21 protein-coding genes and 1 riboswitch are annotated in these 24,934 nt (G+C 65.7%); of the genes, 7 read left to right on the forward strand and 14 right to left on the reverse strand.

Annotated elements, in window-relative coordinates:
* Positions 1–24: 24 nt before the first annotated feature.
* Positions 25–1,086 carry a phytanoyl-CoA dioxygenase family protein gene (locus AABQ55_RS15465; protein ID WP_272805635.1) on the reverse strand — a complete coding sequence of 354 codons (1,062 nt, stop codon included), beginning with the start codon at positions 1,084–1,086 and terminating at the stop codon, positions 25–27.
* 267 nt (positions 1,087–1,353) lie between these two features.
* Here AABQ55_RS15465 and AABQ55_RS15470 point away from each other — a divergent pair, with 267 nt between their 5' ends.
* The gene (locus tag AABQ55_RS15470; protein WP_244769647.1) at positions 1,354–2,460 is read left to right on the forward strand and encodes a DUF2865 domain-containing protein; all 1,107 of its coding nucleotides are present in this window, start codon (positions 1,354–1,356) and stop codon (positions 2,458–2,460) included.
* Here AABQ55_RS15470 and bluB read toward each other — a convergent pair.
* From bluB to AABQ55_RS15495, 5 genes are all read right to left on the reverse strand, one after another.
* Positions 2,453–3,145 (reverse strand): 5,6-dimethylbenzimidazole synthase, encoded by a 693-nt coding sequence (gene bluB / locus AABQ55_RS15475; protein ID WP_272805636.1) that lies wholly within the window; start codon positions 3,143–3,145, stop codon positions 2,453–2,455. The two genes, AABQ55_RS15470 and bluB, sit on opposite strands and share 8 nt — an antisense overlap.
* A gap of 46 nt (positions 3,146–3,191) precedes the next feature.
* Positions 3,192–3,412, reverse strand: a riboswitch (cobalamin riboswitch).
* A 56-nt stretch (positions 3,413–3,468) separates the two neighbouring features.
* Positions 3,469–4,287 (reverse strand): SDR family oxidoreductase, encoded by an 819-nt coding sequence (locus tag AABQ55_RS15480; protein WP_272805637.1) that lies wholly within the window; start codon positions 4,285–4,287, stop codon positions 3,469–3,471.
* 232 nt (positions 4,288–4,519) lie between these two features.
* On the reverse strand, positions 4,520–5,980 hold the full coding sequence (locus AABQ55_RS15485) for a sensor domain-containing diguanylate cyclase (protein WP_272805638.1): 1,461 nt from the start codon (positions 5,978–5,980) through the stop codon (positions 4,520–4,522).
* Positions 5,981–6,130: 150 nt separating this feature from the next.
* Positions 6,131–6,466: a hypothetical protein gene (locus AABQ55_RS15490; protein ID WP_272805639.1), complete on the reverse strand. Its 336-nt coding sequence runs from the start codon at positions 6,464–6,466 to the stop codon at positions 6,131–6,133.
* 3 nt (positions 6,467–6,469) lie between these two features.
* Positions 6,470–8,149 (reverse strand): NAD+ synthase, encoded by a 1,680-nt coding sequence (locus tag AABQ55_RS15495; protein ID WP_272807470.1) that lies wholly within the window; start codon positions 8,147–8,149, stop codon positions 6,470–6,472.
* A gap of 313 nt (positions 8,150–8,462) precedes the next feature.
* Between AABQ55_RS15495 and AABQ55_RS15500 the strand changes: the two genes are divergently transcribed.
* A complete protein-coding gene (locus AABQ55_RS15500) occupies positions 8,463–10,391 on the forward strand; it encodes an LTA synthase family protein (RefSeq protein WP_443021097.1) in 1,929 nt (642 codons plus the stop codon).
* A 112-nt stretch (positions 10,392–10,503) separates the two neighbouring features.
* On the opposite strand, the gene AABQ55_RS15505 is transcribed toward AABQ55_RS15500, so the two are convergent.
* On the reverse strand, positions 10,504–12,378 hold the full coding sequence (locus AABQ55_RS15505) for a L,D-transpeptidase family protein (protein WP_272805640.1): 1,875 nt from the start codon (positions 12,376–12,378) through the stop codon (positions 10,504–10,506).
* A gap of 528 nt (positions 12,379–12,906) precedes the next feature.
* Here AABQ55_RS15505 and fumC point away from each other — a divergent pair.
* The 3 genes from fumC to AABQ55_RS15520 all read left to right on the forward strand — a co-directional run bounded on the left by fumC (position 12,907) and on the right by AABQ55_RS15520 (position 16,487).
* Entirely contained in the window at positions 12,907–14,298 is a 1,392-nt protein-coding gene (fumC, locus tag AABQ55_RS15510) for a class II fumarate hydratase (protein WP_272805641.1), read from the forward strand.
* 166 nt (positions 14,299–14,464) lie between these two features.
* Positions 14,465–15,535: a GGDEF domain-containing protein gene (locus AABQ55_RS15515; RefSeq protein WP_272805642.1), complete on the forward strand. Its 1,071-nt coding sequence runs from the start codon at positions 14,465–14,467 to the stop codon at positions 15,533–15,535.
* A 304-nt stretch (positions 15,536–15,839) separates the two neighbouring features.
* Entirely contained in the window at positions 15,840–16,487 is a 648-nt protein-coding gene (locus AABQ55_RS15520) for a L,D-transpeptidase (protein ID WP_272805643.1), read from the forward strand.
* A 34-nt stretch (positions 16,488–16,521) separates the two neighbouring features.
* On the opposite strand, the gene AABQ55_RS15525 is transcribed toward AABQ55_RS15520, so the two are convergent.
* The 4 genes from AABQ55_RS15525 to AABQ55_RS15540 all read right to left on the reverse strand — a co-directional run bounded on the left by AABQ55_RS15525 (position 16,522) and on the right by AABQ55_RS15540 (position 19,460).
* Entirely contained in the window at positions 16,522–17,283 is a 762-nt protein-coding gene (locus AABQ55_RS15525; RefSeq protein ID WP_272805644.1) for a M15 family metallopeptidase, read from the reverse strand.
* Positions 17,284–17,404: 121 nt separating this feature from the next.
* Positions 17,405–17,791 (reverse strand): hypothetical protein, encoded by a 387-nt coding sequence (locus tag AABQ55_RS15530; protein WP_244769636.1) that lies wholly within the window; start codon positions 17,789–17,791, stop codon positions 17,405–17,407.
* Positions 17,792–17,869: 78 nt separating this feature from the next.
* Positions 17,870–18,478 (reverse strand): pyridoxamine 5'-phosphate oxidase family protein, encoded by a 609-nt coding sequence (locus tag AABQ55_RS15535; RefSeq protein WP_272805645.1) that lies wholly within the window; start codon positions 18,476–18,478, stop codon positions 17,870–17,872.
* A 73-nt stretch (positions 18,479–18,551) separates the two neighbouring features.
* Positions 18,552–19,460, reverse strand: a complete 909-nt coding sequence (locus AABQ55_RS15540) for an alpha/beta hydrolase (RefSeq protein ID WP_244769634.1) — start codon at positions 19,458–19,460, stop codon at positions 18,552–18,554.
* Positions 19,461–19,507: 47 nt separating this feature from the next.
* On the opposite strand from AABQ55_RS15540, the gene AABQ55_RS15545 reads away from it, so the two are divergent.
* Complete coding sequence (locus AABQ55_RS15545) at positions 19,508–19,987, forward strand: MarR family winged helix-turn-helix transcriptional regulator (RefSeq protein WP_272807472.1); 480 nt, start codon at positions 19,508–19,510, stop codon at positions 19,985–19,987.
* Positions 19,988–20,078: 91 nt separating this feature from the next.
* On the opposite strand, the gene AABQ55_RS15550 is transcribed toward AABQ55_RS15545, so the two are convergent.
* From AABQ55_RS15550 to AABQ55_RS15560, 3 genes are all read right to left on the reverse strand, one after another.
* On the reverse strand, positions 20,079–21,290 hold the full coding sequence (locus AABQ55_RS15550) for a low temperature requirement protein A (protein WP_272805646.1): 1,212 nt from the start codon (positions 21,288–21,290) through the stop codon (positions 20,079–20,081).
* Positions 21,291–21,473: 183 nt separating this feature from the next.
* Positions 21,474–23,300: a monovalent cation:proton antiporter-2 (CPA2) family protein gene (locus AABQ55_RS15555; RefSeq protein ID WP_244769631.1), complete on the reverse strand. Its 1,827-nt coding sequence runs from the start codon at positions 23,298–23,300 to the stop codon at positions 21,474–21,476.
* 57 nt (positions 23,301–23,357) lie between these two features.
* Positions 23,358–23,732: a gamma-butyrobetaine hydroxylase-like domain-containing protein gene (locus AABQ55_RS15560; RefSeq protein WP_244769630.1), complete on the reverse strand. Its 375-nt coding sequence runs from the start codon at positions 23,730–23,732 to the stop codon at positions 23,358–23,360.
* 200 nt (positions 23,733–23,932) lie between these two features.
* Here AABQ55_RS15560 and moaA point away from each other — a divergent pair, with 200 nt between their 5' ends.
* Positions 23,933–24,919 (forward strand): GTP 3',8-cyclase MoaA, encoded by a 987-nt coding sequence (moaA, locus tag AABQ55_RS15565; RefSeq protein WP_272807473.1) that lies wholly within the window; start codon positions 23,933–23,935, stop codon positions 24,917–24,919.
* The last annotated feature ends 15 nt before the right edge of the window (positions 24,920–24,934 follow it).

Genomic DNA, 24,934 nt, shown 5'->3' on the forward strand with positions numbered 1-24,934 from the left:
GGCCGGGTCGTCCGGTCTTGAGGCTCAGGCCGAGGGCTGCTTCAGCCGCTTCGACCACTCATCGGCCTTGCCCTGGCCGGCATCCTTCCAGGGCGAGCCCTTGAGGCCGAGCTTTGCGCGAAAACCCATGGCGGAGATGATCAGCCGGTTCATGCCGGATGCGATGAAGGGCAGCGAGGCGATGTGCAGGCCGGTGAACGGCAGGAAGGGGTTGCGGCGCAGCGAGCCGTAGATCTCGATGCGCGTCGTCGTCTTGTAGCTCGGGCTGCGGGCATGGAAGCCGTGGGTGTCGGCGACCACCAGGGTGTTCGCCTTCACCGTCATCTTGACCGGCTGGCCATAGCCCAGCGCCGTCAGCTCGTCCGGCATGATGCGCAGCGAGCCGCGCGCGGAATACTTGTTCTCGATCGCATCGGCATTCTCGCTGATGCGGCGCTCCCAGGCAAGGCGCTGCGGCGTCATCTCGTGCGAGCCCGGCACATAGGCGAACGGACCGTCCTCCTCGCCGACATCGCGCAGGAAGAGCCATGCCTTGGCCGTCGGCTGGAACGTGTCGCTGTGCAGCGCGGTCTGCGGATCGGTCGAGCCCTGCGTGACGACGGACGGCAGCGCCATCACCACCTGCACGACGAGCAGCGGCTGGCCGGCATGGGACGAGACGTAGCGCAGGAGGTTTGTGATGCGCGGGTCGTTGCGCGCCGCCTTGAAGCCCGGCAGGCTTTCGAGGTCGCTGTCGTCGATGATCGCGCGGCGCGTGACGGTATCGCCCTGCAGCATGTCGTAGCGCTCGAAATCCCGCTCGGCGATCTCGCGGGTGACCGCCTCGAAGACCTCCGGCGACAGGAAGTTCTCGATCTTCACGAACCCGTTCTCGGCATATTGCCGGCGGTATTCCGGGGCGACGAGGTTCTCCAGCTTCCTGCGGCGCCAGGCGGCCATGCGCATGGCGAGCGAGACGCGCTTTTCGTGCAGGCCCCTCCGGTTCAGCCATTTGCTGCCGATGATGGGATTGTCCGCGAAGGATTTTGCGCCGGACGCGAGCTGGAGCGCGTACCAGGGGCTGAGCAAGATGGACGAAATGCGCATGATGACCTGCCTGCAAGGGCCGGTTTCCGCCAGGGGCGGTTGCGCGGCAAGGGCGCAGACCGGCTGTTGAGTTTGACGAGAGTGCTACACCAAGGCCCAGGGGAGATCAATTGCGGGGCACGGCCAAAAAGATGAATACGCAACTCATATTTTATGACCGGCGTTAATCACAAATCCGGGAGCGCGTTGCGCTTCCCCCGCCACGGCCTATGATAGGGCCGTACGTGCGGCCGATCGCGGCCCATCCACATTCACGGGATCGATGATTTGAAAGGGTCTGTCCGCCTCCTCCTTGCCATTGCGACCGGGCTGACGCTCGCCTTTTCGGGCGGCACGGCGGCGGCGGGCGTGTGCGAGCGGCTTCAGGCGGAGCTTGCCAACCTGCCCAAGGTGGTGGTCGACACCGCAAGCGCCCGCAAATATGCCGGCGCCATCGCCCGCCAGAACATCCAGCTGCGCAAGGCCAGGAGCGACCAGCGCCGTCTCGGCTGCTCGAGCGGCAGCATCATCGTCATCGGCGGCGCGAATGCCGAGGCCTGCGGCACGCTCGCGACGGTCATCGGCAAGATGGTGCGCAACCTCGAAATCCTCGACAAGAAGCGCCGCGAATTTGCCGGCGGCACGTCCTCGCAGGGCAAGCGCAACCGCCTCACCGCCCTCCTGGAAAGCAATGGCTGCGGCGACGAGGCAAGGGTCATGCCGGTCGCGGCGACGGAAACGCTGCGCACGCTCGACGACAGGCGCACCCTGCCGCTCGGCACCGCACCGGAAGGCAGCGAGCGCCTGCAACTGCGCACGCAAGGCGGCAGCAACGGCCATGGCAACCTGCGCACCGTCTGCGTGCGCACCTGCGACGGCGGTTTCTTCCCGATCTCCTCCGGCGCGACGCCGCTCGACTTCCGGCGTGACCAGAAGGTCTGCGCGATGATGTGCCCGCAGACCGAGACGGAATTGTTCTACCAGTCGATGACCAGCGGCCAGGAAACCGAGCAGATGACCTCCACCGTCACCGGCCGGCCCTATTACGAGATGCCGAACGCCTTCTCCTACCGCACGCGCGACCTCTCCAAGCCCGGCACCTGCGGCTGCAATCTTTCTGCCTATTACCAGGAGATGATCAAGCGCGAGAAAGCGCTGAAGGGCGAGGGCGAGACGGCCCGCGCCGGCGCGGGAGACGAGGCGGAGACCGGCTCGATCACCACCATCCGCACCCTGCCCAAGAAGGTGGAAACCCCGGTCAAGGTGCCGGCGAAGGTCGAGGAACGCGACTACGACCCGGCGAACAGCAAGGTGCGCACGGTCGGCCCGGTCTTCCTGCCGGCCAACGAATCCGCCATCGACCTCGGCCGCCCGGTGGATGCCGGCGTCAACTGACGCCCTCCCCCGGCCAGCGCTCCTCGAATACCAGCTCTTCCAGCGGCAGGCGCTGCCGCCATCCCTTCACCGCCAGTTCCGGCTCGCCATAGAGCCGGTCGACGAAGCCGACGCAGAGCCAGGCAACGATCTCCACATGCTCGGGGATGCCGAGGATCGAACGGATGTCGCTGTCGTGGAAGATGCTGACCCAGCCGACGCCCACGCCTTCCGCCCGCGCCGCCAGCCACAGGTTCTGCACGGCGCAGACCGTGGAATAAACATCCATGCGCGGATTGTGCGTGCGGCCGAGCACCACCGCGCCGCCGCGAGTCGGATCGCAGGTGACGCAGATCGACAGCGGCGCCTTCAGGATGCCCTCGAGCTTCAGCGCGCGATACTGCGCCTGCCGCTCCCTTTCGAACATCGCCGCCGCCTCGCCATTGGCCTTCAGGAAGGCCGCATGCACCGCCAGCCGTGTCTCAGCGCCACGCACCAGCAGGAAGTTCCACGGCTGCATGAAGCCGACGGACGGGGCGTTGTGGGCGGCCTGCAGCAGGCGGCCGACGAGATCGTCCGGCAGCGGATCGGGCAGGAACTGGTCGCGCACGTCGCGGCGCGTTTCGATGGCACGGTAGACGGCCTGCCTTTCCTCGCGGGAAAAGGCGCCCGCCCGGACCAGAGGGTCCAAGGGTTCGCTTCGCATCGTCATCTCCCCAACAATGCGTCACGACCTGCCGCCGTCCGCGCGGTTCGGTCTATCGTGCCAGGCCGGTCTTCTGACTTCGGGTCACGCGGCCGACGCCTGCCTTCCCGGTTGAACAACCAGTGGCAAAAGCTTGAATCGATTCAAGCTTTCATGGCGCAGACCATCCCCGTCACAGCGTTGGGCACGTTCCGGACCTAGGCTTTCCGCCCGCACCGGATTCCCGATTCTCCCGCCGGAGCGGGCACCTGACGCGAAGGATATGCGCACGACGCGCGGGCGCGATCAAGCCCGTCCGCGCCACATGTCGCCGCGTCTGCGCCTCAGAGCGGTGCCTCCGGATGGGGCGAGCCGTCATAGGCGCCCCAGACCGACTGGTCGAAGCAGATCACCGAGCCGGTCATCAGGCCGGATTCCGGCGAGGAGAGATAGGCGCAGGCCCGCGCCACCTCGGCCGGATCGACGAGCCGCCCGAAGGGCTGGCTTGCCTCGGCCTTGGCCAGCCAGTCGTCGGCCGCGCCGTGGAATTCGCGCTGGATGCGGTCCTCGCCCTCCGAGGCCATCCAGCCGATATTGAGGCCGTTGACACGGATGCGGTTGCGCAGCACGGCATAGGCCGTGTTCTTGGTCAGCGTCTCCAGCGCGCCCTTGGAGGCGCAATAGGCGGAAATGAAGGGCTGGCCGGCCTTGGCCGACATCGAGCCGATATTGACGATGGTGCCCTCGGTCTTCTCGCGCCGCATCACCTTGATTGCCTCCTGCATCAGGAAGAACGGCGCACGCACATTGACCGCGAACATGCGGTCGAAGAGCTCGGGGCTCGTATCGAGGATCGTGCCGCGGTCGGTGATGGCCGCGGCATTGACCAGCGCATCCACGCGGCCGAAAGCCTCGTCGCAGGCGGCAATGACCGCGCGCGCATCCTCGACCGCGCCGAGATCGGCCTTCACATAGAGCGTCGCCACGCCCGTCGCGCCGGAGATCTCCTTCGCCTTCGCCTCGCCCTTGGCGGCATTGCGTCCGCAGATGACGAGGCCCGCCGCGCCCCGCTCGGCAAAGAGCCGGGCGATCGTCGCGCCCAGTCCCTGCGTTCCTCCCGTGACGACGGCGATCTTGCCGTCCAGCCGCGCACCCTCGCTCATGCCATGCCTCCCTCGCAAACCGGCCGACGCTTCCCGGCGAACCGCAAGAAGCCGACAGGCACCTGACTCACTTCAGCAAGCAAAGCCTCTATCCAACTGTTTCTCAACTCATTTCTGGAGGCCGAAGCGAGCTGGCCCGATTGCCTTTGCCGAAGGTCAGCCGCGATGTGAGAGACCCCTGACCAGAAAACCTGTGGAAACAAGGCGCTAGGGAGCTTCAGCACAAGCGGCCTCAAGCCGCGCGCGCCGTGCCGGCCTCGGCAACCGCGTCGCGGCCCATATCGCCCGCATGGACGGCGCGGTTGCGCCCGCCATTCTTGGCCGCATAGAGCGCGGCATCCGCCATCACCATCACGTCATGCAGGCTGCCGCCATGGTCGGGGAACTGGGCGATGCCGGCGCTGCCGCCGATTGCCAGAAGCTGCCCGTCATGCGCGATCGGCGTCTGCGCATCCCGCACGAGGCTCTCGGCGAGATCGAGGAGCGCCTCCCGGCTGAAGGCGCCGGTGAGCAGCACGGAAAACTCGTCGCCACCGAGGCGCGCCACCGAGCCGAGCGTGCCGATACGCTCGGAAAAGCGCCGGGCGACGGTCTGCAGCACCGCATCGCCCGCCGCATGGCCGTACCGGTCGTTGACGGCCTTGAACCGGTCGAGGTCGAGCGCGAGGATCGAGAAGGGCCTAGCCTCGCCCTTGCGGATCGCGCGGCGCACCTCCTCGTCGAAGCCGCTGCGGTTCTTCAGTCCCGTCAGCGGATCGTGCCGCGCGAGGAAGGCGTTCTGCGCCTCGCTGCGCTGCAGCGCCTTGACGAGCGCGGAAAAGCGCAGCGTGACGAAGAGCATGACGCCGGCAAAGACCAGCACGAACATCGCGATCTGCGGCAGCGCCGATTTCCACACGAAGGTGCCCGGCATGTTCGGCCGCCAGGAGGCGACCATCGGATTGTAGGTGTCGGCGCCGACCGGCGTCATCACCAGCCCCGGCTCCTGCGTCACGATGGGCGTGAAGCCGAGATCGTGCACGCCGAGCCGCCGCTCGGTGTTCAGAAGCATCTTCTGCGAGACGGGCTTGACCGTGATCAGCAGCGTCGGCTGCATCCGGCTTGCGGGAATGTAGAGCGACTTCGGAATGACCGCCTGCACGACGACGATACTCATGACCCGGTCGATGAGGCGCATGCCGGAGACGTGGATTTGCGGCAGCGCCGGCGTCAGGAGGTCGGGATCTTCCTTGGCGCCCTCGACCTGCCAGCCGCCGCGGTCGGGCGACAGCGCCTCCCGGTAGGCCCGCTCCGCCTTCAGCGTGAGGTCGCTCACCCAGTGCAGCTTCTCGCGTGCCTTGCGTTCGGAGACCTTGTCGCCGCGATGGACGCCGAGCACCTTCTCGCCGCCCGGCGTGGTGAAGATCATCCAGGAGAACCCGAAGTCGGCCCACATCCAGTCGCGGATCTGGTCACGCACGAAGGCATCGCCCGGCATGCCGTCCTTCAGTTCGTCGAAGGTCTTGTCCCAGAAGGAAATCTGGCTCTGGTACTGCACCACCTGGTCGATCTGGTGGCTGAACTCGTTGCGTACCAGCGTGCGCTCCGTCTCGGCAACAAAGCTGTCGGCCCGCTCGATCGCATAGTCGAGCACGAGATAATTGGCGGCCCCGAAGAGCAGGACGATCATCACCGCCGCCGTGCGGATCGCCAAACCAACCCCGCGTCGCCGCGTCGCGCGGCCCCCTTGCGCCTTGCCCGTCATTGTTTCCCTGCCTGTCCCCCGCCGGTTTGCCCGGCTTTGTTGAACGAAGGTTAGCTGACAGACGGCAAAATTCGCTTAAGCGGGCTGGTGAGCGAAAACTTAACTCCGGCTGGCCGGATCTGGGAAGCCCGTCGGCTCCCTCTCCTCGCCCGCCGAGAGTTTCCGGCAGATCGACTGCATCAGGACGAGGTTGCGCTGGTCGCGCCAGGTGGTGACGAAACCCCAGGCGAGGAGAAGCAGGATGGAGAGGAAGGCGACGCCGAGGACGACGAGGCCGCCGGTCGCAAGGCCGTAGAGGCCGAAAACCGCCGGCGTCGCGAAATAGGCGATCTGCGCCGAAAGCTGCCGACCGGCCGAAAGGTCGCTCAGCGACCACAGCCGGATCAGCCGGATTTCCTCCTCGGTGAAGGCCGGGCGAGCGGCCGGCGCGTCCACGCCCTACCCCCGGTCGCGATAGCGGTTGGTGATCGGGTAGCGCCGGTCGCGGCCGAAATTCTTCTTGGTGATCTTCACGCCCGGGGCGGACTGGCGGCGCTTGTATTCGGCGATGTAGAGCAGGTGCTCGATGCGGTGCACGGTCGCCGCGTCATGCCCGCGGGCGACGATCTCCTCGGTGCTCATCTCCAGCTCCACCAGGCATTCGAGGATGTCGTCGAGCACCGGATAGGGCGGCAGCGAATCCTGGTCGGTCTGGTTGGGGCGCAGTTCCGCGGACGGTGCCTTGTCGATGATGTTCTTCGGGATCACCTCTCCCGTCGGCCCGAGCGCGCCCGGCGGCACATGTGCGTTGCGCCAGCGCGAAATGGCATAGACCTGCATCTTGTAGAGGTCCTTGATCGGGTTGAAGCCGCCGTTCATGTCGCCGTAGAGCGTCGCATAGCCGACCGACATCTCCGACTTGTTGCCGGTCGTGACGACCATCGAGCCGAACTTGTTGGAGACCGCCATGAGGATGGTTCCGCGCGCGCGGCTCTGGAGGTTCTCCTCGGTAATGCCTTCCTCGGTGCCCTCGAAGAGCTCCGAAAGCGAGGAGAGGAAGCCGGTCACCGGCGCCTCAATCGGCACGATGTCGTAGCGGCAGCCGAGCAGCCGGGCGCAATCGGCCGCGTCCTTCAGTGAATCCTTCGACGTATAGCGATAGGGCATCATGATGCAGCGCACCCGCTCCTCGCCGAGCGCATCGACGGCGATCGCCGCGCAGATCGCCGAATCGATGCCGCCGGACAGGCCGAGCACGACGTTCTTGAAGCCGTTCTTGTTGACGTAGTCGCGAAAGCCCAGCAGGCAGGCGCGGTAGTCCGCCTCCTCCTTCTCGGGAATGCGCGACGTCGGCCCGCCGTCGCAGACCCAGCCGTCCGCATGCTTCTTCCAGGTGGTGAGCGCGATCGTCTCCTCGAACTGGCTCATCTGGAAGGCGAGCGACTTGTCGGCGTTGAAGGCAAAGCTGGCGCCGTCGAAGACCAGCTCGTCCTGGCCGCCGAGCTGGTTGGCGTAGATGAGCGGCAGGCCGGTCTCGATGACCTGCTTCAGGGCGACCTGGTGGCGGATGTCGACCTTGCCGCGATAGTAGGGCGAGCCGTTCGGCGACAGCAGGATTTCCGCGCCGCTCTCGGCCAGCGTCTCGCAGACGCCGAGATCGCCCCAGATGTCCTCGCAGATCGGGATGCCGAGGCGCACGCCACGGAAATTGACGGGACCCGGCATCGCGCCCTGGTCGAAGACGCGCTTTTCGTCGAATTCGCCGTAATTCGGCAGGTCCACCTTGTCGCGCACCGCGATCACCTTGCCGCCGTCGATGACGGCGACCGCGTTGTAGCGCCCAGTCTCGTCCTGCCTTGGAAAGCCGATGATGACGCCGGGGCCGCCCCTGGCGGTGTCGGCGGCGAGATCGTCGACGGCGCGCCGGCAGGCCTTCAGGAAGGCGGGTTTCAGCACGAGGTCTTCCGGCGGATAGCCGGAGATGAAGAGTTCGGTCAGGAGCAGCAGGTCGGCGCCCTGCCGGGCGGCATCCTCGCGGGCGGCGCGCGCCTTGGCGAGGTTGCCGGCGACGTCGCCGACGGTCGGGTTCAATTGCGCAACCGCGATGCGCAGCGTCGCCCTGCCCTGATCTGAGGTCATGTCTTGATCGGAAGTCATGTCTGCGGACCCATCTCCTGCTGGTGCCCGAGCCTGCGGCCGCGCGTCGCTGTCGCACTCTCGAACGGTCGACAAGCTCTTTAGAGCATGACGGGCGTTTTGGGAATGAAGGGCGGAACCTTTGCCGGCGCTTTCGGCGGAAATGTCCGGTTTTCAAGGGGTTCGGCGCATTACCACGGCCCTGCGGCGCAGGAACCAAAACAGGGGAAGAACGTTGCAGAAAACGTTCATCTCCTGTTCAAGATGACAACCGTATGACAGATACACGAAACTTTCATGAAATCTGGAGACGGCCTTGGCCCTGCTCACCTCCGCCACCGTGGCGATCAATGCAAACGAAGAGATCGCCGCCGAGGCAGGCTTCTTCGCGCGTCACGCCAAGGCGCTCGCCGTCCTGCGTTCGCTTGCCGTTTCCGGGCTTCTCGCGCTCCTCACCGTTGTCGTCGTCGAATTCGTCACGCGCGGCTCGCTCGACCAGACATGGAGTTATTTCACCAATCCCGGACAACCGGCCTGGACCACGACCGGCGTCTTCTTCCTGCTCTATCTCGCCATCGACGCGCTGATCGGCCGCCAGCACAAGGCCGTCCTGCTCGTCTCGCCGCTCGTCGTGCTGATGGGCGTGATCTCCCAGCAGAAGCAGGTCTTCCTCACCGATCCGCTCTATCCGACGGACCTGCTCTTCGGCCGCCAGATCCTGGAGCTGATGCCGGTGCTGGTGCAGGACCGGCCGTGGACGGCCGCCCTCCTCGCGCTCGCCGTCATCGCCTCGGTCGTTGGCCTCGTCAGCCTCTGGGTCTTCGCCTGGCGCCGTTTCCGGCCGTTGACGAAGAAGGAGCGCCTGACGCGGCTTGCCGTCGCGCTGCCGCTTCTGGCCGGCTTCGTCTCCGTCATGGACTACAACGAGTTCTCCTGGGTCCGCGACCGGCTGAAGGTCTTCCCGATCATGTGGGACCAGGCGGAGAACTATCGCCACAACGGCTTCGTCATGGCCTTCGCCATCAACCTGCCGATGGCCAACGTGCAGACTCCTGCCGGCTACATGACCGAGGCGATCGACAAGATCCCGTCCAAGCCCATGCCGGTCGGCACGAGCCACCGCGGCAAGCCTGACGTCATCGTCGTCATGAGCGAATCGCTGTGGGACCCGACACGCCTTGAAAGCGTGAAGCTCTCGGCCGACCCGATGCCGGTGATCCGCGAGAACCAGGGCGGCGGCGTCTTCTCCCCGGAATTCGGCGGGCTGACCGCCAATGTCGAGTTCGAGGCGCTGACGGGCTTTTCCAACGCCTTCCTGCCGATGGGCTCGATTCCCTACCAGCAATATGTGCGCAAGCCGATCCCTTCGCTCGCCACCTTCTTCCGGGCCGAAGGCTATACGGCACGCGCCATTCACCCGTTCTCCGGCTGGTTCTGGAACCGCACGAGCGTCTACAAGGCCTTCGGCTTCGAGACCTTCAAGGACGTCGGGAAGATGCCCCCGCTGGAAAAGCGCGGCAACTTCACCTCCGACGAGGCGCTGACGAAGGAGCTCATCCGCCAGGCGGACATGCAGGATGACCCGTTCTTCTTCTTCACCGTCACCCTGCAGGGCCACGGCCCCTATGACGACGGCCGCTACGCGAAGACCGACATCAAGGTCGACGGCAGGCTCGACGCCCGCGACAACCGCATGCTGGCAAGCTACGCCCAGGGCGTCAAGGAAGCCGACAGCAGCCTGAAGATGCTGATGGACTGGGCGAAGCAACGCGACCGCGAGACGATCATCGTCGTCTTCGGCGACCACCTTCCGCCGCTCAACACGGTCTACAAGAATTCCGGCTACATGAAGGGCATCACCGCCTCGCGCAAGGGGTCTCCCGAGCAGATGAAGAAGGAGCACGAGACCCCGCTCGTCATCTGGTCGAACAAATCCGGCGCGCAAAACGAGATCGGCACGATCAGCCCGGCCTTCCTGTCCTACTACATCCTCAAGGAAGCCGGCTTCGAGCATCCCTACTACACCGGCTTCCTCGGCGCGGTGCACGATAAGCTGCGCGTCATCGACCGCTACATGCTGATCGACGCCAAGGGCAACGGCACGGCCGGCTGGGCACGCAAGAAGACGATCGATCCGCTGGTGCGCGACTTCCGCTTCCTGCAGCACGACATCATGTTCGGCAAGCAGTACGGCCTCGAGCGCTTCTTCAATTCCCATGCGGAGCTGATGGCGGCAGGCTCCTGATTTCCCGGCCAATCGGCCTTCAGGACGATCGCTCAACGAAAGAGGCGCCCGATGAGGGCGCCTCGCATTCCATTGCCGGGAAGGATCCGCTGAGCTGAAGCGGAGGGCTCGGTCAGCCCTCCGCCTGCCGCGCCTTCTGCGTGGCGGCAAAGGCCTTGCGCATGTAGCTGTCGCGGTCATAAACGTCGTCGAAATACTCGACCACGCCGTCCTTGTTCGGCCAGGCGGTGAAATAGGCGATGTAGATCGGGATATCCGCCTTGACGTTCAGCGCCTTGTTGCGGCCGGCGGCGATTTCCTTGCCGACCTCCGCCTCGCTGATGCCCAGCACGGCAGCCGCCATCTTGCGGGGCTCGGCAAGGCGCACGCAGCCATGGCTCAACGCCCGCATGTCCCTCTTGAAGAAGCTCTTCGACGGCGTGTCGTGCATGTAGATGGCATGGCTGTTCGGGAACAGGATCTTCAGTTCCCCCAGCGCATTGTCGCCGCTCGGCGGCTGGCGAACGGAAACGCCGGCGGTCGATCCGTACCAGTTGACCGAGGACGACGCCACCGCGCGGCCGCCGACGGCAACCTCGTAGCCCATGCGGTCGAGATAGGACGGATCGTTCCGGAGCTTCGGCAGCATCTCGTTGATGATGATCGACTGCGGCACGCCCCAATAGGGGTTCACCTCGACGGTCTGCACCTTGTCCTCGAAGAAATAGGTCTGGTTCGATTTCGAGCCGACCACCGTGCGCATCGAGAACTTCTCCGCGCCGTTCTCATGGTAATAGACCTGGAAGGCCGGCTGGTTGATGAAGACGTGGCGGGCGCCGAGATCGACCGGCAGCCAGCGCGCCTGTTCCAGCGCCACTTCCAGCTTGGCGATCTTGTCGGCGACCGAATCGCCGCCCGTGAGCTTGCGGATCGATGCCTTCCCGACGACGCCGTCCGGCTTCAGCCCGTTCTCCTTCTGGAAGGCCTCGACGAGCGCGACCAGCTCGGGCGTGTATTCCGGCGTGTCCTTGTAGGTGGCGATGGCAAGCGAATGATCGGTCTTCAGCGCATCCGAGCCGTGCTTGACGATGCCCTTGACGACATTGGCAAGCTCCGGGTTGCTCTGGCCCGGCTTCAGCAGCGTGTCCTCGGCGATGACGACGCGGTCCTCGCCCGACGTTTCGGCCCTCAGCTTGGCGAGCTCCGCCTTCAGCGCCCGGAAATCGGCGCTCGCCGGCGAGCGGCTTTCGAGATAGCCCCTGACATTGCTGCTCATCGCCACGTTCTTCAGCGCCGCGACGAGGTTGACCTCCTTGCGCTTGAAATCGTGGTAGCCGGAAATCCGGTTCGGATCGATGCGGCCGCGCACGGCGTCCTGCACATAGGTGGCGACGGCGGCGGAAAGGCCGACCTCGAAGGCGGCGAGCTCGCTGTAGCGCGCATTCATGTCGGCGCCGTCGAAGCTTTCCGCCGGAATCTTGACCGCATAGTCCCAGGGGTCGAGGCCCACGGACGCCGCATCGGCCAGCACCGCGATGGCGGTCTTCGCCTTGTCGTTGATGCCGGTGCCGTCGATCCAGACGAATTTCCTCTGCGTGCCGTAGAAGGTCTCGACCGCCTTGGCGGCATCCGGCGTCGCACGCACGTCGACGGTGGAGAAGGCGGCGCGCACGCCCGCATCGCCGGCCGGCGCGACATCGGCCGAAATGGAGCTGGTGACGACCGGGTCGGCGAGCGTATCGACGGCGACGCGCTTCAGGGCGTCCGCCTTGTAGGTGTAGTAGCGCGGGCCGGTGACGCGCGGCAGCGGCTTTGCCGCCTGCTTCGTCTCGGCGCCGGGCAGCGCCACGCCGGTCGTGACGCCGGGGAGCGGCTCGGCCTTCTGCTTCTTCTTGCCGTTCAGCCATTCCATGACGGTAAGGGCGTTGGCGGGTGTCGCATGGAGCGAAATGGTGGCGCAGGAGAGAGCCAGCGTGGCGGCCAGCATGGCAGTCTTGGTAAGCTTCATCTGTATTCCATTCCCCGAATGAACCGTACGTCACGGTCTCTGGCGGCGCCCGAACCAGCAGGCCGGTAAGTTATAGGAAAGGATGGTTGATGAAAAGGAAACGCCCCTTCCCGCCCTCTCCGCAAAACCTCACGAATCCGTGACGCCTGACCTGGCAAGCCAGACGGATGAGGCCCGGTAAAAATTTGAATTGCCGGCGATTTTTTCCGCGGGAAGCGCAAATCCCCGAGGATGCGCCCGGAGCGCGAAAAAAACGAGCGGACGATTGTGATGGAAAAGGCACAGCGCCGGAAGCCCCGGCCGGGCCTGCCGGCGATCGCGCGCCGGCCTAATCGATTTTAACCGAAAGTCTCGTCCCGCACGGTCATTCCGCCCCTTGCAACCCCGTCGCAGATGGGCCAGAGATTTGCGCGATTTTTTCGCGCCAGCGCGGGGCCTTGGGGGCACGCGCGTGCCCGGCCTGCCGCCTCCCATGCGGCGGCATTGCCGGCGGCTCACCGAAGCGCATGGGTATTAGCGGGAAGCACAATGACATCGACGCGCACGGAAACGGATACATTCGGCCCCATCGAAGTGGAGAACAGCCGCTATTGGGGCGCGCAGGCCCAGCGCTCGCTCGGCAACTTCAAGATCGGCTGGGAAAAGCAGCCGCTGTCGGTCGTGCGTGCGCTCGGCATCGTCAAGCAGGCCGCCGCCCGCGCCAACATGGAGCTGAACCGCCTCGACCCCGCCATCGGCAAGGCGATCACGGAAGCGGCCCAGGAAGTCATCGACGGCAAGCTGAACGATCATTTCCCGCTCGTCGTCTGGCAGACGGGCTCGGGCACCCAGTCGAACATGAACGCCAACGAGGTGATCTCCAACCGGGCGATCGAAATGCTCGGCGGCGTCATGGGCTCGAAGAAGCCGGTCCATCCGAACGACCACGTCAACATGAGCCAGTCGTCGAACGACACCTACCCGACGGCCATGCACATCGCCTGCGCCGAGCGCATCGTCCATGACCTGCTGCCGGCGCTGAAGCACCTGCATGCGGCCCTCGAAGCCAAGGTGAAGGCTTTCGACCATATCATCAAGATCGGCCGCACGCACACGCAGGACGCCACCCCGCTGACGCTCGGCCAGGAATTCTCCGGCTACGCCGCGCAGGTCGCTTCCTCCATCAAGCGCATCGAGATGACGCTGCCGGGCCTGTGCGAGCTCGCCCAGGGCGGCACGGCCGTCGGCACCGGCCTCAACGCCCCGGTCGGCTTCGCCGAAAAGGTCGCCGCGCACATCACCGCGATCACCGGCATCGACTTCAAGACCGCGCCGAACAAGTTCGAGGCGCTGGCCGCCCACGATTCCATGGTGTTCTCGCACGGCGCGATCAATGCGGCCGCCGCCGCGCTGTTCAAGATCGCCAACGACATCCGCTTCCTCGGCTCCGGCCCGCGCTCGGGCCTCGGCGAGCTGGCGCTGCCGGAAAACGAGCCCGGCTCGTCCATCATGCCCGGCAAGGTCAACCCGACCCAGTGCGAGGCCCTCACCCAGGTGTGCGCCCAGGTCTTCGGCAATCACGCCTCCCTCACCTTCGCCGGCAGCCAGGGCCATTTCGAGCTGAACGTCTTCAACCCGCTGATGGCCTACAACTTCCTGCAGTCCGTCCAGCTCCTCTCCGACGCCGCGGTCTCCTTCACGGACAATTGCGTCGTGGGCATCGAGGCCCGCGAGGACAACATCAAGGCCGCGCTCGACCGTTCGCTGATGCTCGTCACCGCGCTCGCCCCGAAGATCGGCTACGACAACGCCGCCAAGATCGCCAAGACCGCGCACAAGAACGGCACCACGCTGCGCGAGGAAGCCGTCGGCGGCGGCTACGTCACGAACGAGGAATTCGACGCGGTTGTACGCCCGGAAAAAATGATCATGCCGGGTTGAGGCAGAATTTTCGAAAATTCTTTACAAGGGCCGCAGATCATTGAATCTGCGGCCTTTTTTGATGTCCGCCTGCCGTTGCGGCACCTGCAACCGTTAATCATTCCCAAAGCATTTATGTCTAATTTTGCGGGTCGGGAGCCAACGAAGGAAATCAGGAGCAGCCGACATGAACACGGCCGTTGCGCAAAAGGTCCAAGTGCCGGATATCGCCGCGCAAGTGACCTATGCGATGCGCATAATGGGGGTCTCTCCCATCCCGCGGAACTACGAGCTGTTCTATGAGGCCTATATCGGTTCCAACCCCAAGCTGACGCGGGAGCTCGCCGCGCTCGGCAGCAAGGCCTCGCAGGAGGAACTGGACGAGATCGGCGCCCAGTATTTCGGCCATCACCACGGCACCACCGCCATCGACGGCGTGCACACGCGGATCGCCGGCGAGCTCGAGGGCCTGCTGCGCCTCCTCAAGCAGGAGCAGACCTCGCTCGAAAGCTACAACAGGCTGCTCGACGAGACCTTCGTGCGCATCAGCGGCAAGAGCGCCACCAGCGTCGACATCATCAAGAGCGTCATCGGCGTGCTGACGGAGGCGACCGGCGACACCATCAGCCAGGGCAAGGAGATGGTGCAGAACGTCGCGCAGAAGTCGATCGAGATGGACATCGTGCGCAAGGAACTCGACGAGTACAAGCGCATCGCCAACACGGATTCCCTGACGCAGCTTTCCAACCGCCGCGCCTTCGACGACAAGCTCTCCGCCATCTACAATTCGACCTTGTCGCGCAACGTCACCGCGCTGATCCTCGCCGATATCGACCATTTCAAGAAGATCAACGACACCTATGGCCATCCCGTCGGCGACAAGATCCTCGCCTCCGTCGGCAGCCTGATCCGCGCGAACGTGCGCAAGGACATCCTCGTCGCCCGCACCGGCGGGGAGGAATTCGCGATGATCGTCGAGGGCAATACCGAGGAAGAGGCGATGGCGATCGCCGAGCGCATCCGCATCGCGCTGGAGCACACGCCCTTCAAGAACTCCAAGACCGGCGTCAACTACGGCCCGATCACCATATCGCTCGGCTTCTGCATGGCCTCCTGGGCGGAGGGACCGGGCGAGCTCTACTCCAAGGCCGACATCGCCCTCTATTGCGCCAAGAACGGCGGGCGCAACCGCACCATGCCCTTCGAGGACGGCATGAAGAAGGATTTCACCAAGAGCTGGCTGATCTACCGCAAGTAGGCAGCCCGCACCTCCCGAAAACGGCGCCTGCGGGCGCCGTTCCGCATTCTGGCCTCCCGGTTGGAACCGCCGCGCCCGCCACGCGTTCCAGGCGCGGGAGGAACACGCCATGCAGACCGGATTTTTCGAACTGACGATGCTGACCGTCCTGATGCTGAGCAGCCTCATCTGGATCCAGCCCTTCTGACAGGGCGAGAGGCCTGTTCCCGCCGGAACATCGCGGCCGGCACCGCTGTCCTACAACGTCCCCATCAGAACAAGGCGCCGGGCATGAAGCCGCCGGCCGGAAACAGGGACCAGGACAATGAAAACGCTCGCCATCGCACTCTTCGCAGGCCTCCTTTCCACCGCAGGCGCTGCCGTCGCCGCCGACAGGGCGGTCGATCCGGTCGAGGTCGCCTCGCTCTCCTCCTCCACCCAGAAGACGGGCTGGCTGCAGGTCCTTTCGGGCGGCAAGCCGGTGAAGTCGGAGAAGAAGATCGCCGCCGTCTCCCGCGCGCCGATCGCCCGCGAGCTCGTCGCCTTCGGCGAGAAGGTCGCGCCGGGCACGATCATCGTCGACAATTCGGAGCGCCGCCTCTACCACGTGCTCGGTTCCGGCCTCGCCATGAAATATGCCGTCAGCGTCGGCCGCGAAGGCTTCCTGTGGACCGGCTCGGAAAAGGTGACGCGCAAGGCCGAATGGCCGACCTGGACGCCGCCGGAGGACATGCGCGCCCGCGAGGCGAAGAAGGGCAAGATCCTGCCGGTCTCGATGAAGGGCGGCCTCGAAAACCCGCTCGGCTCGCGCGCCATCTATCTCGGCTCGACCATCTACCGCATCCACGGCACCAACCAGCCCTCCTCGCTCGGCAAGGCGCAGTCGTCCGGCTGCATCCGCATGGCGAACGAGGATGTCGAGCACCTCTATGCCCAGGTCACGACGGGCACGACGGTCATCGTCCGCGATTGATGTCCCGGAAGAGGTGGGCGGCCCCACGATCCCCTCAGCGGCAGGCGGAAGCGCCTGCCGCTTTCGCGATGGCGATGAGGTCCGGGCGATATTCGAAGTGCATCGTATCGTAGTGATACCAGCGCCCGCCCCAGACGAAGCCGTGCCGCTCGAAGATCTCGACGATCTCGAGCGGATACTTGTTGGCGTATCCCGGCACCTTGCCGGGCTTGCCGCCCGACCAGACCCAGTAGTCCGCGAATTTCGTGTTGAGATCGAGCGCCGCGCCGAAACTGTGCACGGACATGTTCTTCGCGCCGGAGACCTTGCGCCAGTTGAAGACGCCGGCCGAGGGCGAGAGATAGCGCTTCAGCTCCGGCCTTGCGGCAAGCGCGTCGCGCACCTTTTCCAGCGCCGCCGCGGCCCCCTGGCGCTTCGTCACGCGCAGCGTCTCGCCGAACCATTCCACCGGCACGAGATCGGCCGAGACCGCCTTCGCCGAAGCCCCGTAGAGCCGCATCATCAGCGCATCGCTGCGGATGCGGCCGGGGTCGAAATCGACCTCCGGCGTCCTCTCGCAGGCGCCGAGCGGGTAGATCTGCCGAAGACTGTCCTCGACGTCGCCGGCAGCCAGCGCCGTCTGGTGGTCCTTCGTCCTGCCGTCGTCGATCTGAAGCGGCGGGCCGCCGTCCTTGAAGAGGAGCGTGTTTCCCTCGACCCCGGCAAGGCTTTCCGGATAGGCGGCCACCAGCAGCTCCAGGCGGGCCGCAAGATCGGGCTCCGCCGCACCGGCCGGGAATGCGGCCAGCAGGAGCACGGCCGCAGCGAGGCGGCGGCTGGAGCATTTCCAGCAAAAGTGCGCAGCGGTTTTGCGTCCGGAATTGCGTAGAAGCAAACAGATGGAGCGTTTTCGCGATTCGAAGAAAAGCGGAAATGCTCTAGTTGACCGAGATGTTGATATAGTCGCCTCCCGCGCCGCGCCAGATTTCGACATGGATCTGCACGTCGCCGTCGAGCAGCCGGCGGGCGGCGCTGCGCTCGATGCGGCCGGCGCGGATCATGCGCTCGGCAAGCTCGCGGTTGCGCGGGGACGCGAAGAAGCTGTCGAGGTCGTCGCCCGGCTGGCGCACGCCGAAGCGGTGCACGTTGGCGCGGTCCTGGCGGATGACCTGCCAGGGCTGCGTCAGCCGCTCGTTGCTGGAATTGTAGAGATCGTCCTGGCCGATATAGGCGCCGTAGCTCTCGATCAGCTCATCCGCCCTGGCCGCGCCGGCCGAAACCGCAAGCACAGCGGCAAAAGCCGCCGCAAGAAGTCCTTTTCGCATTCCCTGCTCCACTTTCCGGCCGAGGCCGATCATTGTCGAAGACAAGACGGGCGACGACGGCTGGATATTCGCCGGCGTTCACCACATGGACTTGGCGGCGCGGCCCGGCCATTCCCGGTCATAGGCAGCGCCGTCAAAACCTTTCCTGGCCGACGCGAGCATCTGCCCGACCGTCGGCAGGCACGCCGTATCGCGGAACTTTTCCGGATTCCAGAGGTCGGCGCGCAGCACGGCGCGGGCGCATTGCGAATAGACCTCCTCGATGGTGATGACGACGACGGAGCGCGGATGTTTCCCGTCCATCACGAAGCGCCCGGTGATCTCCGCATCGATGCGCACCACGGCGCGGCCGTTGAGGCGCATGGTCGTGTTGGAGCCGGGAATGAGGAACATCAGCGCGACGCGCGGATCGCGCACGATGTTGGAGAGCGAATCGATCCGGTTGTTGCCGCGCCAGTCGGGCAGCATCAGCGTGCGCTCGTCCTCGATGTGGATGACGGCGCCGGCATCGCCGCGCGGCGAGCAATCGAGCCCTTCCGGCCCGACGGTGGCGAGCGCCATGAAGGGTGAAGCCTCGATCATCGCGCGGTATTCCGGCAGCAGGTAGTCCGTCACCTTGACGAGCGAGACCTCGCCCGGCGCGCCGTAGAGCGCGTTCAGTTCCTCGACCGAAGTGACGATGCTCATGCCTGTCTCCCGTGCTGTGCGCCTAGTGCGGCGCTTCGCACCCTTGCATGACAGGCGCGTGACGGAAAGCCCGTCAGGCGGCGATGCGCGCCGCATCTTCGGCAAGGAATTGCACGATTCGGTCGATCACCGGCTCGGCGGAGACGATGCGGCGATGGCCGAAACCGTTCGCCCATTCGAGCGTGACATTCGGGCCGGAGGCGGCGTAGCGCCGGGCGTGCAGCGCCGGCACCTCCTTGTCGTCCTCCGCATGGAGGACCAGCATGGGGGATTTCAGCCGCCCTGCCCCGTTGGCCGCGTCGAAGGCCGAAAGCGGCGCGCCGGCGATGCGCTCCACATGGTTCTCCAGCGCGACCTGCGCCTTCGGCCCGAGCTTCAGGAAACGGCCGAGGTCCTTGAACAGCCAGGTCATCTCGCTCGGCGAGCCGATCGTCACCAGCCGGCGCGGCCGGTGCGCCGGCACCGACGGCACGAGGCCGCTCGCCGCACAGGCGAGCGAGGCCCCGCCGAAGGAATGGCCGCAGAAATAGTCGAAGCCGCCGAACCGTTGCCAGGCCGCGTCGATCGCCCGGACGGCCATCGGCAGCGTCAGCGTGCGCCCGCGCGCGGCACCGTGCCCCGGCAGGTCGAGCGCCACGACCTCGTGGCCGGCGGCCACGAGCGCTTCCGTCAGCGCCGAAAGATAGGCCGCGCGCGAGCCCCAGCCGTGCACCACGAGCACCCGGCCGGAAAAGCTCTGGCACGGGCGGGCGGCAAAGCGGTGCGCAATCGCCCTGCCGCCGGCAAAGGCGAGCGGCACGCGCTCCGCCTGCCGCATCCACCCCTCGGAACGCGCGAAAAGCTCCTTCTCCTTCGCCGTGCGCGGCCGGCGGCCGGGCGTCGTCGCAAAGAGGCGGAAAGCGGCGCGGCCGGCCGCATCCGGGGAAAACCGCGCGACGCCGGACAGCGCCAGGCGGATGACCTTCAATCCAAAGGATGCCATAGTGGGAATCCATAAAAATGTTCAATACTGAACAATAAAGTACAATGATGAACAAAAATCAAGCCTTCCCCTGGGATCATCCGCGCTTTCGCAGCTGGATCGGCGTGGCGCGCGCCTGCCAGCTCATGCAGCAGGCGATGAGCCGGGCGATCGCCGGTCTCGGCATCAAGCCGCCGCATCTCGACATCCTGGTCAACCTCTATCGCTTCGACGGCATTTCCCAGCAGGAATTGGCGCGAAAGCTGCTCGTCGGCCGCTCCAACATGAGCATGCTGCTGCCGCAGCTCGAAAAGCGCGGCCTGATCGAGCGCAGGGCCGATGCGAAGGACAAGCGCGTGCTGCGCCTGTCGCTGACAGAGGCCGGCCGCAGCCTCACCGAGGAGGCGATGACCATCCAGACCGGGCTGATCGAACGTGCCCTCTCCCCGACCCCGGCGGAGCGCTGCCTGCAGGTGGCCGAAGCGATGGAAGACCTCATCCACATCCTCCAGACGATGGATGCGGACGATGAGCCGGACGATGCCTAGAGCATTTCCAGCCGAAGCGAAGTCGCTGGATAATGCGGTAAAAACAAAAATCTAGGACATTTCCGGTGAACCGGACCTCACCGGAAATGTCCTAGACCGTCGCGACGTCGTCCGCAGGCGTCGATTTCAGCGACAGGAACTCCCAGAGCGCGACGCCGAGCAACACTGCGGCAGCGGCCATGAAGAGCTGGTGGGGCTCGACGAAGGGCACGATCGCCGAGAGCGCGAGCAGCACGCCGATGCCGGCGAGATGCGACAGCGGCCAGCGGCCGCGGATCGCCGCCTTGAACCAGATGTTGCCCGAAAGGAAGACGACCGGCCCGCCGATGATCGCACTCGCCGTCTTGACGTCGGTGGCGCCGTGCGGATGGGCGAGCGCGAACTCCTCGGCCACCGCCGACAGGATGATGCCGGCGACGATGGGGATGTGGGCATAGGTGAAGGCCATGCGCGCGATGCGGCCCGGCGTAGCCGAATGCTCGATGAGATGCGCCGCCTCGCCATGGCCGAAGCGGAAATAGATCCACCACATGGTGGCGGTCGAAAGGAAGGCCGTGGCGAGCAGGATGATGGTGAAGCCGTCGAGCAGTTCCATCCCCGCGACCGTGCGGCCGGTGACGAGGATCGTCTCGCCAAGGCAGATGATGACGAAGAGCGCGCAGCGCTCCGCCATGTGCTCGCCGGAGACCTGCCAGTCGCCGAAGGCCGAGCGCCCGAGGCCCGGCACGACGAAGCCGAGTGCCGGCGAGACATATTCGATGCCGAGCGCGATCAGCCAGAGGACGAGCCGCGCCTCCTGCCCGGCAAGGCCGCCCGCCAGCCAGAACACGGCGGAAAGCGCCGTCCAGACGGTGATCCGCGTGAAGTTGAGGCTGTTTTCCGGCCAGTCGCGCCGCATCGCGAAGGCCGTGAAGGCCGAGCGGCCGACTTGCATGGCGACATAGGTGAGCGCGAAGAGCAGGCCGCCGGCGTCGAAGGCGGTGGGGATGGCGATGGACAGCATCAGGCCGAGGAACATCAGGGCGAAGAGCAGGAGGCGTACCGGCGCCTTGTCCGGGTCCAGCCAGTTCGTCGCCCAGGTCGTGTAGATCCATACCCACCAGACCGCCAGCGTCAGCATCGCCGCCTCGGCAAGGCCCAGCAGCGAATAGTGCGCCGCCAGCGAATGGGAGAGCTGGATGATCGTCAGCACGAAGACGAGGTCGAAGAAGAGCTCGGCGAAAGCCACCTTTCCTTCCTGCGCGGTGCCGCGCGCCCGCAGGAAGGCGGAATGGGCGAAACGGTCGTCGGTCGTCGCCGTCATGGCGGCGGTTCCTTTCGCTCGAGGCGTGAAGACAAAGAACTAGAGCGTTTTCGCGATTCGCGGAAAAGCAAAAACGCTGCCGGCAGACGCCACCCGTAAAGACCGGAATGCCCGACATCGACGCAGCGCCGCCATCCGCGTCACAGCCTCGCGGCAGGCATCGGCAAGCCGAACCGGCAGCCCTCAGCCGGCCTCTTCCTGCTCGTGGCGATGCCGCTCCTCTTCCGCCGCTGCGCGCTCGCGCGCGGTGCGCGCCGCGACGATGTCGGCCGGCTGGGCGTTGCCGCGGATGAGCTGGCGGCCGGCATAGATGCCGCCGACCATTTCCAGCTCCAGCCGCTCGCGGTCGACGTCGCGGAATTCCTCCACCACCTCGGCGGCGATATCCTCGTCCTCGCCCAGCGCCTTCAGCGTCTCGCGGCTGAACACCAGCGCCGATTCGAAGGTCTCGCGGATCTGGAAGTCGACGCCGGCATGGACGAGGTCGACGGCATGGCCGCGGTCGTAGGCGCGCGCCAGGATCGGCACGAGCGGGAACTCCTCGCGCACCACCTCGGCGATCTTCACCGCGGCCTCCTTGTCGTCGAGGCAGATGAGGATCGCCTTGGCGGTCGAGGCGCCGGCGGCATGCAGGATGTCGATGCGCGCGCCGTCGCCGTAATAGACCTTGAAGCCGAAATCGGCGGCGTCGCGCACGAATTCGGCATCCTTGTCGATCAGCGAGAGCGTGTAGCCGCGGGCGAGCAGCGGCTGGCTGACGATCTGGCCGAAACGCCCGAAGCCGATCATCAGCACCGTGCCCTCGACATTCTCCGGCAGGGTCAGCCCCTCGGTAGACGGCTGCTGCTTGGGCACGATGCGGTCGTGCAGGATGACCATCAGCGGCGTAAGGACCATCGAGATGATGATCGTCGCCGTCAGGATGGCGTTCTCCTCGCCGTTGAGGATGCCGGCGGAAACGGCCGCTGCATAGAGCACGAAGGCGAACTCGCCGCCCTGCGCCATCAGCACGGCGCGCTCCAGGCTTTCGGCATGGCAGGTGCCGAGAAGGCGCGCGACCACATAGATCAGGAGGAGCTTCGCGATCATGTAGCCGACGACGCTCGCCACCACGAGCTGCCAGTTGGCGGCGATCACGCCAAGGTCGATCGCCATGCCGACGCCGAGGAAGAAGAGGCCGAGCAGGATGCCGCGGAACGGCTCGATATCGGCCTCCAGCTGGTGGCGGAAGCTCGATTCGGAGAGCAGCACCCCGGCAAGGAAGGCGCCCATGGCCATGGACAGGCCGGAGACCTGCATGGCGAGCGCCGAGCCAAGCACCACGAGCAGCGCCGCCGCCGTCATCACCTCGCGCGCGCCGGAGGCCGCCAGCACCCGGAAGAGCGGGTTGAGCAGGTAGCGCCCCGCCAGCACCAGCGCCACGATGGCGCCGATGGCGATGCCGATGGAAAGCCAGCGGTCGGAGGCATCCGTCGCCGCTGCCCCCGTGCCGAGAAGGGTGACGATCGCCAGCAGCGGCACGATGGCGAGATCCTCGAAGAGCAGGATCGCGATGATGCGCTGGCCCTTCAGCGTCGACATCGTGCCGCGCTCCTGCAGCATCTGCATGACGATGGCGGTGGAGGTGAGGACGAAGCCGGTGCCGGCGACGAAGGAGGGAACGAGCGGAAAGCCCATCGACACGCCGATGCCCGTCAGCGCCGCCATGGCGCCCATGACCTGGATCGCGCCGAGCCCGAATATGTCCTTGCGCATGCCCCAGAGCCGGGAGGGCTGCATTTCAAGCCCGATGATGAAGAGGAACATCACCACGCCGAGTTCGGCGACATGGATGATCGCCTGCGGATCGGCGAAGAAGCCGAGCCCGAAGGGACCGATCACCAGCCCGGCGGCCAGATAGCCGAGCACCGAGCCGAGGCCGATCTTCTTGAAGACCGGCACGGCCGCCACGCCTGCGGCCAGGAGCACGACGACCTGGGTGAGATCATTTGCATTCGCTTCGCCTGCCAAGGGGCATCTCCCGTTCGTTTGGGGGTGGACGCTACCTTCGCCAGGCAGTCCGACATGTTACCGCGGTTTCTCCGAAATATCGCGGCTCATGCCTTTCTCCGCAAGCTCGCGCTCATAGGCGGCGAACAGTTCCGCGCCTTTTTCCCCGAGTTCCCGGAGATAGGACCACGTATAGATGCCGGTATCGTGAAGGTCGTCGAAGCCGATGCGCACGGCATAGTTGCCGGTCGGCGTCATCGAGATGATCGCGACATTGCGCTTTCCCGGCACCGTCACCTTCTGGCCCGGCCCGTGGCCCTGCACTTCCGCCGACGGCGAGAGCACGCGCAGGAGCTCGGCGGACAGATCGAAGCTCAAGCCGTCGTTGAAGGTCACGACGAGGCGCTGGCGGTCCTTCGAAACGCGCAGCTCGGTCGGCCACAGATCGCTCATCCCGTTTCCTTTCCATTTGTTTTCGCGAAGGACTATGCGCCATATCAAGGATGCGCAAGGCGCAAAATGCTGTCATAATCGCCGCACCGGCTTGACGCCGCGCCCCCGGCGCACGACATGTCGGCAATGGAGGACGTGTTTTGAATTCGTATGCAGGCCCGCTGGGTGGCGCGAACCCGATCGCGCAGTCCGACGCACCGATGATCGACCCCTTCGGGCGCGCCATCACCTATCTGCGCGTATCGGTGACCGACCGCTGCGATTTCCGCTGCACCTATTGCATGGCGGAGAACATGACCTTCCTACCGAAGAAGGACCTGCTGACGCTGGAAGAGCTGAACCGGCTCTGTTCCACCTTCATCGCCAAGGGCGTGAGAAAACTCCGGCTGACCGGCGGCGAGCCGCTGGTGCGCAAGAACATCATGCATCTCGTGCGCGAACTCGGCCGCCAGGTGCATGACGGGCGCCTCGACGAACTGACGCTGACGACCAACGGCTCGCAGCTCGCCCGGCACGCGGCCGAGCTTGCCGATTGCGGCGTGCGCCGCATCAACGTCTCCCTCGACACGCTCGACGCGCAGAAGTTCCGGACCATCACCCGCTGGGGCGACCTCTCCAAGGTTCTGGAAGGCATCGACGCCGCGCAGGCCGCCGGCCTCCACATCAAGATCAACGCCGTGGCGCTGAAGGATTTCAACGACCGCGAGATTCCCGATCTGATGCGCTGGGCGCATGGCCGCGGCATGGACCTCACCCTCATCGAGACCATGCCGATGGGCGAGATCGAGGAAGACCGCACCGACCGCTACATGCCGCTGTCGGAGATGCGCGCCCGCCTCGAAGACGACTTCACCCTGACGGAGAACGCCTATCGCACCGGCGGCCCGGCGCGCTACGTCACGGTCTCCGAGACCGGCGGCCGGCTCGGTTTCATCACGCCGATGACGCACAATTTCTGCGAAAGCTGCAACCGCGTGCGCCTCACCTGCACCGGCACGCTCTACATGTGCCTCGGCCAGAACGATGCGGCGGACCTGCGCCTGCCGCTGCGGGCCTCCGACGACGACGCCCTGCTCTCGCAGGCGATCGACGAGGCGATTACCCGCAAGCCGAAGGGCCACGATTTCGTCATCGACCGCCGCAACCGCCCGGCCGTCGCCCGCCACATGAGCGTCACCGGCGGCTGACCCCGCCGAAAGCGA

The sequence above is a fragment of the Shinella sp. WSD5-1 genome (genome assembly GCF_963942435.1).
GTDB classification, from domain to species: domain Bacteria; phylum Pseudomonadota; class Alphaproteobacteria; order Rhizobiales; family Rhizobiaceae; genus Shinella; species Shinella yambaruensis.